The sequence below is a fragment of the Pontibacter indicus genome, assembly GCF_900156345.1.
Classification (GTDB): domain Bacteria; phylum Bacteroidota; class Bacteroidia; order Cytophagales; family Hymenobacteraceae; genus Pontibacter; species Pontibacter indicus.
Map to the genome: position 1 here is coordinate 826,908 of NZ_FTPP01000001.1, position 16,202 is coordinate 843,109.

General features: G+C 50.3%; 14 protein-coding genes. 2 read left to right on the forward strand and 12 right to left on the reverse strand.

Annotated features, from left to right (window positions below; all coding sequences use genetic code 11):
• Positions 1-153 precede the first annotated feature (153 nt).
• From B0B12_RS03560 to pckA, 3 genes are all read right to left on the reverse strand, one after another.
• Positions 154-819 (reverse strand): DUF4159 domain-containing protein, encoded by a 666-nt coding sequence (locus tag B0B12_RS03560; RefSeq protein ID WP_076666098.1) that lies wholly within the window; start codon positions 817-819, stop codon positions 154-156.
• An 18-nt stretch (positions 820-837) separates the two neighbouring features.
• Positions 838-1,554 (reverse strand): 16S rRNA (uracil(1498)-N(3))-methyltransferase, encoded by a 717-nt coding sequence (locus B0B12_RS03565; protein WP_076666099.1) that lies wholly within the window; start codon positions 1,552-1,554, stop codon positions 838-840.
• A gap of 136 nt (positions 1,555-1,690) precedes the next feature.
• Complete coding sequence (gene pckA, locus B0B12_RS03570; protein ID WP_076666100.1) at positions 1,691-3,307, reverse strand: phosphoenolpyruvate carboxykinase (ATP); 1,617 nt, start codon at positions 3,305-3,307, stop codon at positions 1,691-1,693.
• A gap of 211 nt (positions 3,308-3,518) precedes the next feature.
• On the opposite strand from pckA, the gene B0B12_RS03575 reads away from it, so the two are divergent.
• Both B0B12_RS03575 and B0B12_RS03580 read left to right on the forward strand, forming a co-directional pair.
• Complete coding sequence (locus B0B12_RS03575; protein WP_076666101.1) at positions 3,519-5,105, forward strand: peptide MFS transporter; 1,587 nt, start codon at positions 3,519-3,521, stop codon at positions 5,103-5,105.
• A 173-nt stretch (positions 5,106-5,278) separates the two neighbouring features.
• Entirely contained in the window at positions 5,279-5,875 is a 597-nt protein-coding gene (locus tag B0B12_RS03580; protein WP_244554579.1) for a hypothetical protein, read from the forward strand.
• A gap of 82 nt (positions 5,876-5,957) precedes the next feature.
• Here the strand turns inward: B0B12_RS03580 and groL are convergent, their stop codons facing one another.
• From groL to B0B12_RS03625, 9 genes are all read right to left on the reverse strand, one after another.
• Positions 5,958-7,595, reverse strand: coding sequence for a chaperonin GroEL (gene groL / locus B0B12_RS03585; RefSeq protein WP_076666102.1), 1,638 nt, complete (start codon positions 7,593-7,595; stop codon positions 5,958-5,960).
• A gap of 36 nt (positions 7,596-7,631) precedes the next feature.
• On the reverse strand, positions 7,632-7,922 hold the full coding sequence (groES, locus tag B0B12_RS03590) for a co-chaperone GroES (protein WP_101442623.1): 291 nt from the start codon (positions 7,920-7,922) through the stop codon (positions 7,632-7,634).
• A gap of 249 nt (positions 7,923-8,171) precedes the next feature.
• Positions 8,172-8,558, reverse strand: coding sequence for a preprotein translocase subunit SecG (secG, locus tag B0B12_RS03595; protein ID WP_076666103.1), 387 nt, complete (start codon positions 8,556-8,558; stop codon positions 8,172-8,174).
• A 1-nt stretch (position 8,559) separates the two neighbouring features.
• Positions 8,560-9,957 (reverse strand): hypothetical protein, encoded by a 1,398-nt coding sequence (locus B0B12_RS03600; RefSeq protein ID WP_076666104.1) that lies wholly within the window; start codon positions 9,955-9,957, stop codon positions 8,560-8,562.
• Between the two features lie 33 nt (positions 9,958-9,990).
• Positions 9,991-10,515, reverse strand: coding sequence for an LptE family protein (locus tag B0B12_RS03605; RefSeq protein ID WP_076666105.1), 525 nt, complete (start codon positions 10,513-10,515; stop codon positions 9,991-9,993).
• Positions 10,499-11,773, reverse strand: coding sequence for a sigma-54 interaction domain-containing protein (locus B0B12_RS03610; RefSeq protein WP_076666106.1), 1,275 nt, complete (start codon positions 11,771-11,773; stop codon positions 10,499-10,501). The genes B0B12_RS03605 and B0B12_RS03610 overlap by 17 nt, the downstream gene beginning before the upstream one ends.
• A gap of 88 nt (positions 11,774-11,861) precedes the next feature.
• The gene (miaB, locus tag B0B12_RS03615) at positions 11,862-13,301 is read right to left on the reverse strand and encodes a tRNA (N6-isopentenyl adenosine(37)-C2)-methylthiotransferase MiaB (RefSeq protein ID WP_076666107.1); all 1,440 of its coding nucleotides are present in this window, start codon (positions 13,299-13,301) and stop codon (positions 11,862-11,864) included.
• A gap of 89 nt (positions 13,302-13,390) precedes the next feature.
• The gene (locus B0B12_RS03620; RefSeq protein ID WP_076666108.1) at positions 13,391-14,686 is read right to left on the reverse strand and encodes an anthranilate synthase component I family protein; all 1,296 of its coding nucleotides are present in this window, start codon (positions 14,684-14,686) and stop codon (positions 13,391-13,393) included.
• 3 nt (positions 14,687-14,689) lie between these two features.
• Positions 14,690-16,168 carry a tetratricopeptide repeat protein gene (locus tag B0B12_RS03625; protein WP_244554580.1) on the reverse strand — a complete coding sequence of 493 codons (1,479 nt, stop codon included), beginning with the start codon at positions 16,166-16,168 and terminating at the stop codon, positions 14,690-14,692.
• Positions 16,169-16,202: the final 34 nt, after the last annotated feature.

Sequence of the window (16,202 nt, forward strand, 5' to 3'; positions counted from 1 at the left end):
TATACCTGCGAAGCTGTTAATTACCGGGTATAATTCTCATCAACCGGGAATTTCATGATAAAGCGCTTGATTGATCTGCATTCCTAATCTCTTCAAGTGCAGATTTTTAGGTATTACTATTCACGGGAGAGGTATAGCTTCCAGGCTCATGCATTATAAATACTGCGTGAGGGCATAAGCCAGAATGTTGGCACCCATCTGCAGCGCTTCCTGCCTTTTGTTTTCAGGGTCGTTGTGTACTTCAGCGTCTTCCCATCCGTTGCCCAAGTCGGTTTCGTAGCTGTAGAAGCAAACCAGCCTGCCCTTGTGGATGATTCCCAGCCCTTGGGGTGGTTTGTTGTCGTGCTCGTGGATTTTGGGAAGGCCGTTCTTAAAGGTATACTTCTGGCTGTAGATCGGGTGGTCAAAGGGCAACTCCACAAACTCGTATTCCGGGAACACCTTCTTCATCTCATTCCGGATGTATTGGTCTAGTCCATAGTTGTCGTCGATGTGCAGGAAACCGCCGCTGATGAGGTAGTTGCGCAGATTCTGCGCTTCAGCATCTGAGAAGACCACATTGCCATGACCCGTCATGTGCACAAAGGGATAGGTAAAGATCTCCGGGCTCCCAACTTCCACCACACCCTCTTCCGGCGCGATGTTCATGTTCAAGCTCTGGTTGCAAAATTTGATCAGGTTAGGCAGCGATGTTTTATTCGCATACCAGTCACCACCTCCGTTATACTTAAGCTTGGCTATTTTAAAGCTATACTTCTGCTGGGCGACCAATACGCCACAAATCAGAAACAGGTATAGGAACAGGAGGGAGCGCTTCATAGGCTTGTAATTTTAGCTTTATAACGGGGCGTAGATATCGTGTAGTACGTGCAAAGTATGGCAGGCGACTAAGGCTGCCGTTTCGGTACGCAACCGGCTCTGGCCCAAGGTGACAGGCTTTATACCTACCTCGTAAGCGGCGGCAATCTCGCTGGCAGAAAAGTCACCTTCCGGACCAATCAGGATGCAATGCTGCCTGTCTGGTTTGTAATAATCGCGGATCGACTTGGTGGCATCATCTTCGAGGTGCGCAATAAAAGTGTCCTCCGGTATACAGGTTTTGATGAACCGCTGGAAAGGCACCATTTCATTCAGCTGCGGCAGGTAGCCCTTTTGTGACTGTTTCATGGCGCTTACCGCGATTTTCTCGACGCGGTCGAGGCGGAGTTGCCTGCGCTCGGAGTGCTCGCACTCTAGGAATGTAATGGCGCTGACACCAATTTCAACGGCCTTTTCTACAAACCACTCAATGCGGTCCAGGTTCTTGGTCGGGGCTACCGCAATGTGCACGTAATAGGGGAGTTTGCCATACTCAAGCTGTTTGTCAATGATTTGCAACTGGCAGCGCTTTTGGTGCGCATCCTGAATAATGGCCGTATACCTGGTTCCCTTCCCGTCCACCAGGTATACCGTATCGCCCTGGTGCAGGCGCAGCACACGGGTGCAGTGCTTCGATTCGTCCTCGGCTAAGGTATAGATATCAGAATGAATGTCGGGTGTATAGAATAAGTGCACGCTTTAATCGGTTGATGTAAGAAACCTGTTTCAGGTATACGAATGTAGGCATTTTTATAACAAGTTAACAGGCTGCATTCCATAAAAAAAGCCTTCCCACGAAGGCAGGAAGGCTTTCTTTGAAGCTAATTTAATCTTAGTTGATAGAAACCTCCACCTGCGGAGCACCAGCCAGGATGTCTTCGTTGGCATAGTCAGCATACTTGCTGAAGTTCTTCACAAACTTGCTGGCCAGGTCAGTTGCTTTGGCATCGTACTCTTCCTTGTTAGCCCATGTGTTGCGTGGGTTCAGGATTTCGGCCGGTACGTTCGGGCACGAATTCGGCATCTCTACGCCAAATATCGGATGCTTTGTGTACTCCACGTTGTCGAGCTCTCCGTTCAGGGCAGCCGTGATCATGGCGCGGGTATACGGAAGCTTCATACGGGAACCAATGCCGTAAGGGCCACCGGTCCAGCCGGTGTTCACCAGCCAAACGTTCACGTTGTTCTCGTTCATCTTCTGACCGAGCATTTCGGCATACTTGGTTGGGTGCAATGGCAGGAAAGCCGCTCCAAAGCAAGCAGAGAACGTGGTCTGTGGCTCTGTAACGCCTACTTCGGTACCGGCAACTTTTGCAGTGTAGCCCGAGATGAAGTGATACATGGCCTGGCTTGTGTTCAACTTCGAGATTGGAGGCAGCACACCAAACGCATCCGCTGTCAGGAAGAAGATGTTCTTCGGAATGTCAGCTCTGGATGGCTCCACGGCGTTGTCGATGTGGTTGATCGGGTAGGCCGTGCGGGTATTCTCCGTTACGGACTTGTTTTCGTAGTCAACTGTGCGGGTACCTTCAACAAAACGCGTGTTCTCCACGATGGCGCCAAATTTAATGGCATCCCAGATCTGTGGTTCTTTCTCACGCGTCAGGTCAATTACTTTAGCATAACAGCCACCTTCGAAGTTGAACACGCTGTCAGAAGTCCAGCCATGTTCGTCGTCGCCTATCAATCCACGGTTCGGGTCGGCAGACAGTGTCGTTTTGCCAGTACCTGACAAGCCGAAGAAGATCGCCGTGTCACCATCTTTGCCCACGTTGGCAGAGCAGTGCATGGAAAGGGTATTTTTCTCTTCGGGCAGGATGTAGTTCAGCACGCCGAAAATACCTTTCTTCATCTCGCCTGCGTAGCCGGTGCCACCGATCAGGATGATGTTGCGGGTGAAGTTGATGATCGCAAAGTTAGGCTGGCGGGTGCCATCCACTTCCGGATCGGCCTCAAACTCAGGAGCGCAGATGATGGTGAAGTTAGGGGTATGGTCTTTAAGCTCTTCTTTTTCAAGACGCAGGAACATGTTGTTGCAGAAGAGGTTATGCCAGGCCTGAGTGTTAACGATGCGCAGGTTTAGTCGGTAGTCTGGGTGAGCGCCTGCGTACGCGTCGCGAACATAAATGCGACGGTCTTTCAGGAAGTCAACCATTTTGTCGTAGAGTCTGTCGAACTTCTCCGGGTCGTAAGCGATGTTGATGTCGCCCCACCAAACCGTGTTTTCGGTTTTGGCGTCCTTCACCACAAAGCGGTCTTTGGGAGAGCGGCCAGTAAATTTGCCTGTGTCACACATCAGGGCGCCAGTGTCCGTGAGTACGCCTTCGCCATTTTTCAGAGCCTCTTCCACTAGCTCGGCAGGGGTGAGGTTCCAGAGCACTTCTTTCGCTTCTTTGATGCCCAGGCTCTCCAGACCTACTGTACCTGATTTATTACCAGATTCTTTCATTTGAAAATAAAGGGTTTTAAGTGAACTGTTTGTTTCACAACGGTGCTACAAAAATATAAAATATTAGATATTAAAATAAGATTAGTCACTATAATTAAAAATGAGGTCTGTTGTGGTATTCTACTAAAAAAATTTGCCTGTAAGTGTTTAAACCGATATATTTACCTTCTTTGTATGCTCAACTAAACTAAACAATCAACTAAAAATCCCTATGTCTTATCAAGATCATACGCTTACTGACCAGGTAAGTGAGCAAAATGCGCCGATTGGAGCTGACCCAACTGGTCCAGAAATGTTCGGGCATCCGAAAGGGCTTTTCTACCTTTTCTTTGCCGAACTCTGGGAGCGCTTCAGTTTCTATGGTATGCGCGCCCTGTTGGTGCTCTACATGGTAAACAACCTGTTTCAGGCTTTTGCCAACCGCGATGAGATCGCAATTGGTATCTACGCAGCTTATGGCGCCTTAGTTTATGCCACTCCGGTGATTGGCGGTATGATTGCCGACAGACTGCTGGGTTACCGCAAAGCCATTATGTTGGGTGCCGTTCTGATGGCGCTGGGTCACTTTGCATTGGCCATCGAGCACCCTGTTTTCTTCTACGGTTCTCTTGCCCTTTTGATTGTAGGTAACGGATTTTTCAAACCGAATATTTCAACGCTGGTAGGTACGCTCTATAAAGAAGGCGATTCGCGTCGTGATGCAGGTTTCACCATTTTCTACATGGGTATCAACATTGGCGCCATGGTGGCACCGCTTATCTGTGGTTGGTTAGGTATGACGTATGGCTGGCATTATGGCTTCGGCGCTGCCGGTGTGGGTATGGTACTTGGCCTGATCATGTTCTGGCAAGGTGGCCGCAGTGGCGTGTTCGGTAACAACGGACTTCCGCCGAATCCAGCGGTTATCAAAGAGCGTGTGGGTGGTATTACAAAAGAGGCCTGGATTACGATCCTGAGCTTCCTGTCGCTTCCTGTGTTCGGTCTGCTGTTGTTCAATGGCACGCTGGATCTGCCAGGTTTTGGAGAAACCGTTTTTGATGGTTCCATCATGCACATCGTGATGAACTACATCCTGCTTCCTGTTATCGCCCTTGTTTTGATTTACAACCTGGTGAAAGTGGACAGCATAGAGCGCCAGCGTTTGTTTGTTGTGATCCTGCTTACCTTCTTCGTAACGGTGTTCTGGTCTTTCTTCGAGCAGGCAGGTTCTTCCCTTACGCTGTTTGCAGAGCGTAACGTGAATTTGACTTTCATGAACGCGGCGCAGACAAACTCGATCAACCCATTCTTCATCATCCTTTTTGCGCTTCCTTTCTCTGCCATGTGGGTGTTTCTTTCTAAGAAGCGCATGAATCCTTACACCCCGGTTAAGTTTGCCTTAGGTATAGCGCAGCTTGGTCTGGGCTTCCTAATCTTCGCCTGGAGTGCCAACTACGCCGATGCGGAAGGCAGAGTGTCTATCTGGTTCCTGATCCTGGGCTATATGTTCATCACGACAGGGGAGTTGTTTGTATCTCCAGTTGGCTTATCTAAAGTGACGGAGCTTTCTCCAAAGAAGATCGTGGCCTTTATCATGGGTATCTGGTTCCTGTCATCTTCGTTCGCGCACTACATCGCTGGTCTCATCGCGAAATTGACTGCCGTGAGCGGTTCTGAGGGAGAAGCTGCTACAGGTATGGCCTCGCTGTTGGTTTACACAGGCGTATTCGAGCAGATCGCCTATGTGGCTTTTGGCTTTGCTGTGCTGGCTCTATTGCTCACGCCGATCATGCGTAAGTGGATGAACGGTATCCACTAATCTGTATTAAATTAAATCACAAAAGGTCCACACTTTAATTAGTGTGGGCTTTTTGTTTTTATAATACAATTCAGGATATTGCGCAAAATTTACAGAACCGAGCTGAACTGCCTGAAATATAGTAGTTTGGTGTTTGTTCGAACTATTAACTTTTAGCCCACTTACATTTTTTAATGCACTTATCCATCAGGCGCTTTTTTACAGCAGCCTCACTTATCCTAATTACTGCCTCCTGCGAGGTAGAAACTACCACCACTACCGAAACCGATGCAACCTTTCCGGAGCCGCCCATAACCACTTATATCATTAGGAAGGGAGGGCACACAACGCAAAATCCGCTCAAGTTCATCGATAACTCAACCCTTCGCTTTGAGGCGACCTTCGACAGCACAGCGATTTATTCGACCAGCCTACCTGCCAATCAGGCTGACATCAATAAGCTTTACGGCTTATCTGATTGCGAGACAGACCACCACACCAACAGCTCCCGTTTCGGCTGGCGCTGGTATGAGGGGCGGTTGGAAATACACGCCTATACCTATACAAATAAAAAGCGCAACACAAGTTATATCACCTCGGTATTTCCTGGCCAAACAAACAGATATGAGCTCACAATGGGCGAGAAGGTGTATACCTTTAAGGTGAATGACAAACAAGTTACGCTGCCACGCTATTGTACCTCAATGGGCAGTAACTATCAGCTATACCCATATTTCGGTGGCGACGAAACTGCTCCCCATGATATTTCAATTAAGATAAGAGATCTATAAGTATATCTGAGAGGCGCTATAAAACACAAAGCCCCGGACCTATTGGCCCGGGGCTTTGCTATTATCAGACTATGGGAGTCGATTACATCATGCCGCCCATTCCGCCCATGCCACCTGGCATACCGGCTGGAGCAGCACCTTCTTCAGCAGGCTCTTCTGATACTACGCACTCTGTAGTTAGCAACAGACCAGCGATAGAAGCAGCATTCTCCAGTGCAAGACGTGTTACTTTCGTTGGGTCGATGATACCGGCCGCAAACATGTTCTCGTACTTGTCATCACGGGCGTTGTAACCGTAGTCAGCTTTGCCTTCACGAACTGCCTGTACCACTACAGAGCCTTCACCACCTGCGTTAGAAACAATCGTGCGAAGCGGAGCCTCCAGTGCAGTCTTGATGATGCTTACACCAGTCTGCTCGTCAGCGTTGTAAACGTCAACGTTACCAAGAGCATCCAGCGCACGGATCAGGGCAACGCCACCACCAGCAACGATACCTTCTTCAACAGCAGCTCTTGTCGCGTGCAGTGCATCGTCTACGCGATCCTTCTTCTCTTTCATCTCTACTTCCGTAGAAGCACCGATGTAAAGGATAGCCACACCGCCAGACAGTTTTGCCAAACGCTCCTGCAGTTTCTCTTTATCGTAGTCAGATGTTGTTGTCTCCATCTGTGCCTTGATCTGGTTCACACGAGCTACGATGTCATCCTTAGAGCCAGCACCATTTACGATTGTGGTGTTGTCTTTGTCGATGATCACTTTCTCCGCTTTGCCCAGATAATCCAGCGTAGCGTTTTCCAGCTTGTAGCCGCGCTCTTCTGAGATCACCGTACCACCAGTCAGGATGGCGATGTCTTCCAGCATAGCTTTTCTGCGGTCACCGAAGCCAGGAGCCTTCACTGCAGCGATTTTCAGGGAGCCACGCAGTTTGTTTACTACGAGTGTAGCAAGAGCCTCACCATCTACATCTTCGGCGATGATCACCAGGCCTTTACCAGTCTGAACAACCTGCTCCAATACTGGAAGCAGTTCCTTCATAGTAGAAACCTTCTTGTCGTAGATCAGGATGAATGGATTGTCGAAGTCAGCTTCCATTTTCTCCGCGTTTGTTACGAAGTATGGTGATAGGTAACCGCGGTCAAACTGCATACCTTCCACAGTTTTCACCTCAGTTTCAGTGCCTTTTGCCTCTTCAACTGTGATCACACCGTCTTTGCCCACTTTGTCCATCGCGTCGGCGATCATTTTACCGATCTCAGAGTCGTTGTTGGCAGAGATAGTACCTACCTGAGCGATCTCAGAAGAGTTTTCGATTTTCTTAGACTGCGCACGCAGGTTCTCAACCACAGCATGAACTGCCTTGTCGATACCGCGCTTCAGGTCCATTGGGTTGGCTCCAGCAGCTACGTTCTTAATACCGGCTGTGTAGATAGCCTGTGCCAATACAGTAGCAGTAGTTGTACCGTCACCAGCCTGATCAGCAGTTTTAGAGGCAACCTCCTTAACGAGTTGTGCACCCATGTTCTCGATCGCGTCTTTCAGCTCGATTTCTTTCGCTACTGAAACACCGTCCTTCGTGATGGTAGGGGCACCGAATTTCTTATCGATGATTACATTACGGCCTTTTGGACCCAAGGTAACTTTTACAGCATTTGCCAGTTTGTCAACGCCAGACTTAATCTTGTGGCGCGCGTCAGCATCAAATGTGATGTTCTTAGCCATAGTTATATCTCTTTGGTTTTGGTTAATGGGAATAGATTAAAGAATAGCCAGGATATCTGACTCACGCATGATCAGGTAATCGTTTCCGTCGATGGAAATCTCGGTACCTGCGTACTTGCCATACAACACTTGGTCGCCAACGGCCACCTGAGGCTTCATCAGAGCACCTTGCTCAGATACTTTGCCTTCGCCTACAGCCACGATCTCGCCGCGCTGTGGCTTCTCTTTAGCAGTGTCCGGAATGATGATGCCAGACTTCGTTTTTTCCTCTGCTGCAGCAGGAGCTACAATCACTCTGTCTGCTAATGGTTTAATGCTGATTGACATAGTTTGTTATGTTTTAGTTTTTGTGGTTAATGATTTAACGTTGAAACCATACTCCCTCTATCATTTCCTGTGCCAATGCCGTTTTCCTGCCATTTCAGGCCATTTTTTCAGTCAATACAGGAATTGGGACTGACAAACCTGTCAGTTTATGTCAGCCCGTGGGGCAGAGGTATAGGAAAATGACAGTAAAGAAGACTGAAAATAAAAAAGCCGGCTTTAAAGGCCGGCTTTCATTTATAGGATTTACGCTTAGTTGTTTGTTGCTGTGTCTACCATTTCAGGAATCTCACCTGTGCCAGGTATTGACATGTCGCCTTCAGACTCGGCTCCTGGCAATGCTGGAGCAGCTGGAGTACCCATCTGGCGGGCACGCTCCTCGTTTACGCTGCGGATTGTGCTTTCAGCACCGTTGTCGCCCAGCATGTGCGTGCTAAGGGTCAGCACTACCAGTGCAATGGCAAAGCCCCAGGTCAGTTTTTCAAGCAGGTCGCCTGTGCGCTTAACACCCATCAGCTGGCTGGCACCGCCGCCACCAAACTGGCTGGACAATCCACCTCCTTTTGGGTTCTGAGCAAGTACAACTAAGATAAGAAGTACGCAAATGAAAAGAATAATGCTGAGTAGGGCGATATACATTTTATGTTATGTTTTGTAATTTCTCGATCTGTTCGGCAAAGTAAGACTTTTTTTCCGGATATTTCAAAATAAGCTGTTCATAAATTTTAACGGCTTTTTTAGGCTTTCCCTGCTGTATAAAGATGTTGGCCAGGCTCTCGGTAGCCATCCCTTTCTTTATCTTGGAGCTCTTAAGCGACAAATCCTCCTGTGGCTCAGGCTTTAGTTTCAGGTTGGCCATGGTCTTGAGCTTCGGGTTGAGCTTGAGGAACTGGTCAATAATATCCAGCTGCCTGCTTAGTACATGGGCCGTCGGCTGTATCGCTTTTTCGAGTTCATGGGTTTTACTATACTCTAGTATGAGCTCCGGGTGGAAGCTTTGAGGCCTAGGGCGGGTATAGTCGTCTTTCAGCTGCAGCATTTCGCCCATGCGGCTGGAGCCCATCCAATAGCCGAGCGCATCTTCTTCATAGAGGCGGTCAATTTCATCAAACGAATAGTTGATCTCAGCCTCTTCGGGGTTGCTCTGCGAAGGTTCTGCGGGCTCATCAGCATAAAAGTCGCTTTCAGACTCTGACGTCTCAGGTATAGCCAAGACTGCCGACGAGGTTTCCTGCGTTCGTTCAACGTGCTGGTCAGGTATAGCCTGCTCTCCCGTTTCTGCAGGGTATGAATCAAGTATAGTTTGTTCCCCTGTTGCCGGCTCTTCAGCCTGCTCTACTACGAAGGAATTCTGATCTGCCGGTTGTGTTGACTCCAAATCATGCAGCGCTTCGGCTGCTTCACTTAGGTGTGCATGCGGGCTTTCTTGTTCTGAACCTTCAAAGCTTTCTTCCTCACGGCTACTTAGTAAGTCAGTAGAAGAGGAGCTGATGCTGTTAAAGGTAAATAGCAAGGCGAGCTCTGAATCTATTTCTGCATCAGGGGTTTCTGGTTCAGTCTCAACTTGATTTTCCTCCGGGTAGGCGTGCTGCTCTACAGGGGCGGGGCTGTATACCTGCTCCAGCGATTCCTCCTGCTCAACCTCCTCGGGCTCAGCTATAGCAACATCAGTTTCAGCGCTTTCTGTTGTGGGTTGTACCGCAGCAACTGTAGTTTCTTCCTCGATGACAGTTTCTACAGTAGCTACCTCTGTTTCTTCTTCCACTGAAGCTTCGTCTTCCCCTGCATAGGTAGGCTCCAACACAGTCGTGGCGTAGATCAGGCGTTTGAGCAGTTGCCGGTCGGTGGCATAGGCCGAGGCCCGGCGCAGCCGCTGCGTAGAGAGCATACTGCCTTTGTCATAAGCTGACTTTGCCAGCAGCAGATGGGCCGTCTGACAATAAGGGAAGGTGGCCGCCACCTGTTCCAGCTCACTTTGCTGCTGGTCAGAAATGTCGGATACCTGCTTGATCAGTTTAAGGAAGGCAGACTTATTCATGTAAGGGTTAAGGGTAACGAGGCTAAGTAATGACTACCAGTTGGCAACCGTCTTGTTAAACACATCGGCCACAAGTCGGTCGGTCATGCGTTCTATGGCCGATTGCGGTATGCTTGTGATGTCCACGGTCGGCGGAAATTCCTCTGTGATCGTGAACTGCTGATCGAAGTCCTGCTCCGGATCCTTGGCATTTGTAAAGCGGATCTGCACACCCATGGTCAGGCGGTTCAGCGTGGCCTGGTCGATGTTTCCTTCCCGTACAACGGCGTTTGGCGTCAGTGTAAAAGTAACGATCTGTCCTTCTAATTGCAAATCGCCGTCACGCTGCAAAACAGTCAGGTTGGTGTTCCGCTGATAGTAGTTCTTGAAACTGTTGGTCACCACCTGTGTCAGGTTCGAAGGGCCCTCCCCGGCGCTGTTCTCAAAGGTCTGGATGGAAATCGTCTTGATATCAGGCGAGATAGAGGTTCCTGTAAAGGAATAGACCCCGCAGGCGTTGCAGCACAGGGCAACCAACACCGTCAGGCTCAGGATTAGGCTTTTAGTTCTCGATATCATATTGTTTCAGTTTGCGGTACAGTGTTCTTTCCGAAATACCCAGGTCGTTGGCGGCGTATTTGCGTTTGTTGTTATGCTTTTTGAGGGCTTTCAGAATCATTTCTTTCTCCATCGACTCCAGCGAAAGGCCCTCTTCCTCAGTTTCGTGCGGAATGTCCTCCACGCGCTCTTCGTAATCCTCTTCGTCGCGGGGCTGCTGCATAGGCAGGTAATAAGGCTCGTGCTGCTCCGGACTCTTGAAAGGTCGCACATGGTTTACCTGCTCGATGTTCTCAAACAGATGGCTGTGCTCTTTCAGCAGTTCGGTGTCGCCAGGCTGGCGTGTCATAAGCTCGTATACCAGTTTTTTGAGGTCCGATACATCGCGGCGCATGTCGAAGAGTACTTTGTAGAGCAGGTCACGTTCAGAGAAAGACTGATCAGCTCCATGCTCTCTGGCTAGCAAAGCCGGTACCTGACTGCCACCCTGTTCACGGGGGAGGTAGTGGCGCAGCCTGGCGGCGTCCAGCTCGCGGTCGTACTCCAGCACCGAGATCTGCTCCACTATATTCTTCAACTGACGAATGTTGCCGGGGAAGCGGAAGCTCAGGAGTTCCTCTACTGCATCCGGCGTCAGTGAAATGGGCTTCACACGATAACGCTCTGCAAAGTCCGAGGCAAACTTTCTGAACAACAGGTAAATATCCTCTCCGCGTTCACGTAAAGGTGGAACTGTGATCGGCACGGTATTAAGGCGGTAATAGAGGTCTTCGCGAAAGCGGCCCTTCTCCACTGCGTTGAGCAGGTTCACGTTGGTGGCGGCTACTACGCGTACATCGGTCTTCTGTACCTTGGAAGAACCTACCTTAATAAATTCCCCGTTTTCGAGCACACGCAGCAGGCGGGCCTGTGTGGCCAATGGCATTTCGCCAATCTCATCAAGAAAGATCGTGCCGCCATCCGTTACCTCAAAATAGCCTTTGCGGGTGTCAGTTGCACCTGTAAACGAGCCCTTCTCGTGACCGAAAAGCTCCGAGTCGATGGTACCCTCCGGTATAGCGCCGCAGTTGATGGCGATGAACTGCCCGTGCTTGCGCGGACTCAGCTGGTGGATGATCTTGGAAAATGACTCCTTGCCGCTGCCGCTCTCACCCGTAATCAGCACGGTCATTTCGGTTGGGGCCACCTGGGCTGCCACCTGTATGGCGTAGTTGAGCAAGGGTGAGTTGCCAATAATGCCAAAGCGCTGCTTTATGCTCTGTATATCGATATTGCGCATGTTTTAAGATTTGAAGATTTGGAAATGTGGAGATTTGAAGATGATCTGAACTTAATTTTCAAATTTTCACACCTTCAAATTCCCAAATCTAATCAACCGCCTCGCCAAAGAGGGTGCCGACGGAGCAGTCGTTGACGAACACGTTCACGTAGTCGCCTTTCTGGTAGTGCTTCTTATCGAAGATCACCACTTTATTCTGGTCGTTGCGTCCGCTCAACTGCTGGTCCGATTTCTTGGAAAAGCCCTCTACCAGCACGCGGTGCACACGGCCTACGTCGCGCTTGTTGCGGTTCAGGGAACACTCGCGCTGTTTTTCGATGATCTCAGCCAGACGGCGCTTCTTCACCTCCAATGGCACATCGTCTTCCAGCTTGCGGGCAGCCAGTGTACCCGGACGCTCAGAGTAGAAGAACATGTAAGAATAGTCGTACTGTACGTAGTCCATCAGCGAAAGCGTATCCTGGTGCTCTTCCTCAGTCTCTGAGCAGAAGCCCGCGATCATGTCAGAAGATATGCCGCAGTCTTCGCCAAGTATGGCACGGATGGCGTCTACACGGTTGAGGTACCAGGCGCGGTCGTAGGTGCGGTTCATTAGTTCCAGCACGCGGGAGTTGCCGCTCTGTGCCGGCAGGTGAATGTATTTACAGATGTTGTCGTACTTTTTCATGGTATACAACACCTCATCTGTAATATCTTTCGGGTGGGAGGTAGAGAAGCGCACGCGTAGGTTCGGGCTCAGTTGTGCCACCATCTCCAAAAGCTGGGCGAAGTTCACGCTTTCAGTTCCGTCCTCAGAGGCCCACTTGTAAGAGTCCACGTTCTGTCCCAGCAGCGTCACTTCCTTGTATCCTTGCGCCACCAGCGCCTCTGCCTCACGCACGATGGAGTGGGCATCGCGGGAGCGCTCACGGCCGCGGGTAAACGGCACCACGCAGAAAGAGCACATGTTGTCACAGCCTCGCATGATCGAGATAAAGGCACTCACGCCATTGCTGTTCAGGCGGATTGGGTTGATATCAGCATAAGTCTCTTCGCGGGAAAGGAGCACATTCACTGCCTTCTGGCCGCCGTCTACTTCATTGATCAGGTTTGGTAGGTCGCGGTAGGCGTCTGGTCCAACCACCAGGTCCACTATTTTTTCTTCTTCCAGCAGCGATTTTTTGAGGCGTTCGGCCATACAGCCCAGAATGCCGATCACCATCTCCGGCTTCTTCTTTTTGAAGTAATTGATCTGGCCCAGGCGGTTGCGCACGGTCGTTTCGGCCTTTTCACGTATGGAGCAGGTGTTCAGGAATACCACATCGGCCTGTTCAATCTGCGCAGTCGTATCAAAGCCTTGCTCGAACATAATGGATGACACGATCTCGCTGTCCGAAAAGTTCATCTGGCAGCCGTAGCTCTCGATGTACAGTTTGCGGGACTTGCCGGTATTCGTTTCAGCGGTCACTTTGGTGTCGCAGGAGGCCGCAGCAGTTGCCTGCTCGGGTGTGCGGTTATCTATAAAATCTAAATCGATGATTGGATCCATGCTTCAAAAAATCTCTTAGGAGGTGCAAATATACTATAATCCGGTATAAAACGTGACAGAATGGCAGAGGAATTCTTAAAATATGCGGCCTATTCCAGCCCCAGGGCTTTGCGTATACCTTGCGCCTTGAGCAGGCACTCTTCGTATTCCTGCTCAGGTACAGAGTCGTAAGTAATGGCGCTGCCCACCATAAAGGACAGGTAGCCGGTGGCGGCATTGTACTGCAGACTTCGGATCACGACATTGAAATCAAAATCCTGGTTAGGTTTCAGGTACCCGAAAGCGCCCGAGTAAAGCCCCCGTTTGGTCTCTTCAAGTTCTTCAATCAGCTCCATAGCCCGGATTTTAGGCGCGCCGGTCATGCTACCCATCGGGAAAGTTCCTTTGAGCGCGTCGGCTATACTGCATTCCGGTCGAAGTTCTCCGGTGATGGTTGAGATCATTTGGCTAACCTGCCTGAAGCCGTAAATGCCGAACATTTCTTCGACGTGAATGGTGCCCGTGGCGCAGGAGCGACGCAGGTCGTTGCGCACCAGATCCACGATCATCATGTTCTCGGCCAGCTCTTTCTCGTCGTGGCGCAGCTGGTGTTGCAGCTGTTGGTCTTCGTCGGGCGTAGCACCGCGGCGGATGGTGCCCTTGATGGGCTGCGAGATCAATTTGCGGCCTTCTTTTTTTAGAAAACGCTCCGGTGAAGCGCACAGCAGGTATAGGTCGCCATACTTAAGGAAACCCGAGAAAGGAGTGGGGGAGTGGGCATTGAGCTGCAGGTATAGCGACAATGGCGCGAGCTTGACATCTTGGGCGTAAAACTCCATGCAGTAATTCAGTTCGTATACCTCGCCATCACGGATATAGTCCCGCACCCGCTCTACGTTCCGTATATAGTCTTCCTTGGCAACCCTTTGTTGCAACTGAATAAACGGCGTGCCGAATTCGGCAGGTATAGGAGTAGCCTCAATTAGAGCTAGTATCTCCTGAATATTATCCGCTTTACTATAGACACTTATCGTGTTTTCGTGAAAGTATAGGTATAGGTCCGGTTCAAAGAAGAAAATATCCGGGAACCCCACTTCATCCTTGTTCTGACTGCTCAGTTTCTCTACCTGGTTCTTGAGGTCGTAGCCCAAGTAACCGCACCAAAGCTGCTGTTGTGCGTAAAATTTATGCTGTAGTTCCTCGAATGAATTCTCCTGATTCCATTCGATAGGTGCCCCACCCGAAACGGCAATTAATTCATCAAAGCCTCCATAGGGGTATTCGATGCAATTGGAGGTATAGCTGGCTACCAGCGGGAATTGCTGTGCCCAGGCGAGTGCCTTCTGACGAAATTCACCAGGAGAAACATTCAGACTAGATATAGGTATGGGCAGGGTATAGGGCATGGTTTAAGACTTTTTAAGCGTCTGGAGCGCCAGTTTGGCTTTGCCGTCTATGCTGTTTTTGTAAGCATGTCCTTTGTAAGCCAGGGCTTTGGTGAACCACTGTCGGGCCAGTTCTGGCTTCTGCTCATCTTGGTAAATATAGCCCAATTGCAGGGCGGCATAGGGTGCATAATACAAGGTTGTATGCTGGCTTGCTTCAATTGCCTGCTCATAATATTGTTTGGCCTGTGGCAGACGTTGCATGCCGTGGTAGATGCGGGCCTTCCGGTAATGGTACTCAGAACGCTCGGCAGCAGGGCTTGCTGAATTTAGCGGCATCTGCGACAAGACTTGCAGTGCTTCCTTATAATAGCCCCCGTCATATTGCAGGCGGGCCAGCATCAGATGGCGGTTCGGTTGCGTCTGTTCCTTCGCAAAGCGGGCAGCATAAGTGTCCTCCTCCCGGTCAGTCTGACCTTGCTGCGCGATCAACTTCAGGTGCTGCTGCGCCTGCTGCGGCTGCCCACCAAGCCAGTGGGCCAGGTAGAGCTTGTAGTTCGTTGCCTTAAGGTAGTGCTCGCCTTTGTGCTGCGCCAGGAAAAGCTGGTTTGATCGGATGGAGCTTCCAAAATCTCCTTTGTATAGGTATAAGTCGGCCGCCATGTGGTGGAGGTAGGGGAAGGCGAGGTAGCCGGCTTGCTGTGGTCGGCGCAGGTATACCTGCAGCGCGGTATTGCTTTGCCTGGTTTTTTTGAGCACGTGCATAGCCGCGAAGCTATAAAGCAGGTTATCGGGATACTGTTTGCTAAGTTTGAGCACTGCTTCAGCCGCCGCTTCGTTCGCCTCCGGATCGATCAGGTGTTGGAGCAGGGCCTGCAACATCTGTGCTTCTTCCCGGAATGGATTGTCTTTCGTAGCGGCCGCTTTTAGGTTAGCCATACCTGTATCGATGCTGCCTTGCATCCCGATGATGTTGAGCAGCACGCGGTAGGAGTCGGGCACGGAGCCAATGAGTACCTGCAGGGCGCCCAGTGTTTTGCGGTTTGGCAGAAAATCAGGGTATTGGCGTGCATTGGCGCTATATTGTGCGTAGGCTTGGCGCAGGTCCCAGGCGGCGCCCACCTTATTGCCCTGTACCAGTTTGCTCAGCGCGATTTGAAGCCGTACTTCAGCCAAGGCATAGCCCACCCAAGCAGAACTTTCCTTCAAATTGCCCAATTGCTGCAATCGCTTTTCCTGCCGGGCCAATATACCTGCGTATACCTCCGGATTCTGCTGGACAGCCCAGGTTAGAAAATCCTGTTGGTTGGCAATAAGCAGGGCGACGGCATTATCTGGATTGTTCAGGAGCTCTTGTTGGATCAGCCGCCGGCCTTCCGGTATACGCAAACTGATTGTCGCGTCATAGGCCTGCCGCACGGCCACGTTGTAGACGGAGGCCGCCTGCGCAGGTATAGCAGGGGACAGGTATAGCAACAAAAAAAAAGGATGGGCAGATGCCATCCTTTTTAGGTATGTATGTAAGCGCATAACGCTC

What these genes read in the sequence shown, in the direction of transcription:
- B0B12_RS03625 (WP_244554580.1), bottom strand. Translation starts at nt 16,168, where the DNA reads ATGGCATCTGCCCATCCTTTTTTTTTGTTGCTATACCTGTCCCCTGCT.
- B0B12_RS03575 (WP_076666101.1), top strand. Translation starts at nt 3,519, where the DNA reads ATGTCTTATCAAGATCATACGCTTACTGACCAGGTAAGTGAGCAAAAT.
- B0B12_RS03605 (WP_076666105.1), bottom strand. Translation starts at nt 10,515, where the DNA reads ATGATATCGAGAACTAAAAGCCTAATCCTGAGCCTGACGGTGTTGGTT.
- groES (WP_101442623.1), bottom strand. Translation starts at nt 7,922, where the DNA reads ATGTCAATCAGCATTAAACCATTAGCAGACAGAGTGATTGTAGCTCCT.
- pckA (WP_076666100.1), bottom strand. Translation starts at nt 3,307, where the DNA reads ATGAAAGAATCTGGTAATAAATCAGGTACAGTAGGTCTGGAGAGCCTG.
- B0B12_RS03560 (WP_076666098.1), bottom strand. Translation starts at nt 819, where the DNA reads ATGAAGCGCTCCCTCCTGTTCCTATACCTGTTTCTGATTTGTGGCGTA.
- B0B12_RS03610 (WP_076666106.1), bottom strand. Translation starts at nt 11,773, where the DNA reads ATGCGCAATATCGATATACAGAGCATAAAGCAGCGCTTTGGCATTATT.
- B0B12_RS03600 (WP_076666104.1), bottom strand. Translation starts at nt 9,957, where the DNA reads ATGAATAAGTCTGCCTTCCTTAAACTGATCAAGCAGGTATCCGACATT.
- secG (WP_076666103.1), bottom strand. Translation starts at nt 8,558, where the DNA reads ATGTATATCGCCCTACTCAGCATTATTCTTTTCATTTGCGTACTTCTT.
- miaB (WP_076666107.1), bottom strand. Translation starts at nt 13,301, where the DNA reads ATGGATCCAATCATCGATTTAGATTTTATAGATAACCGCACACCCGAG.
- B0B12_RS03620 (WP_076666108.1), bottom strand. Translation starts at nt 14,686, where the DNA reads ATGCCCTATACCCTGCCCATACCTATATCTAGTCTGAATGTTTCTCCT.
- B0B12_RS03580 (WP_244554579.1), top strand. Translation starts at nt 5,279, where the DNA reads ATGCACTTATCCATCAGGCGCTTTTTTACAGCAGCCTCACTTATCCTA.
- groL (WP_076666102.1), bottom strand. Translation starts at nt 7,595, where the DNA reads ATGGCTAAGAACATCACATTTGATGCTGACGCGCGCCACAAGATTAAG.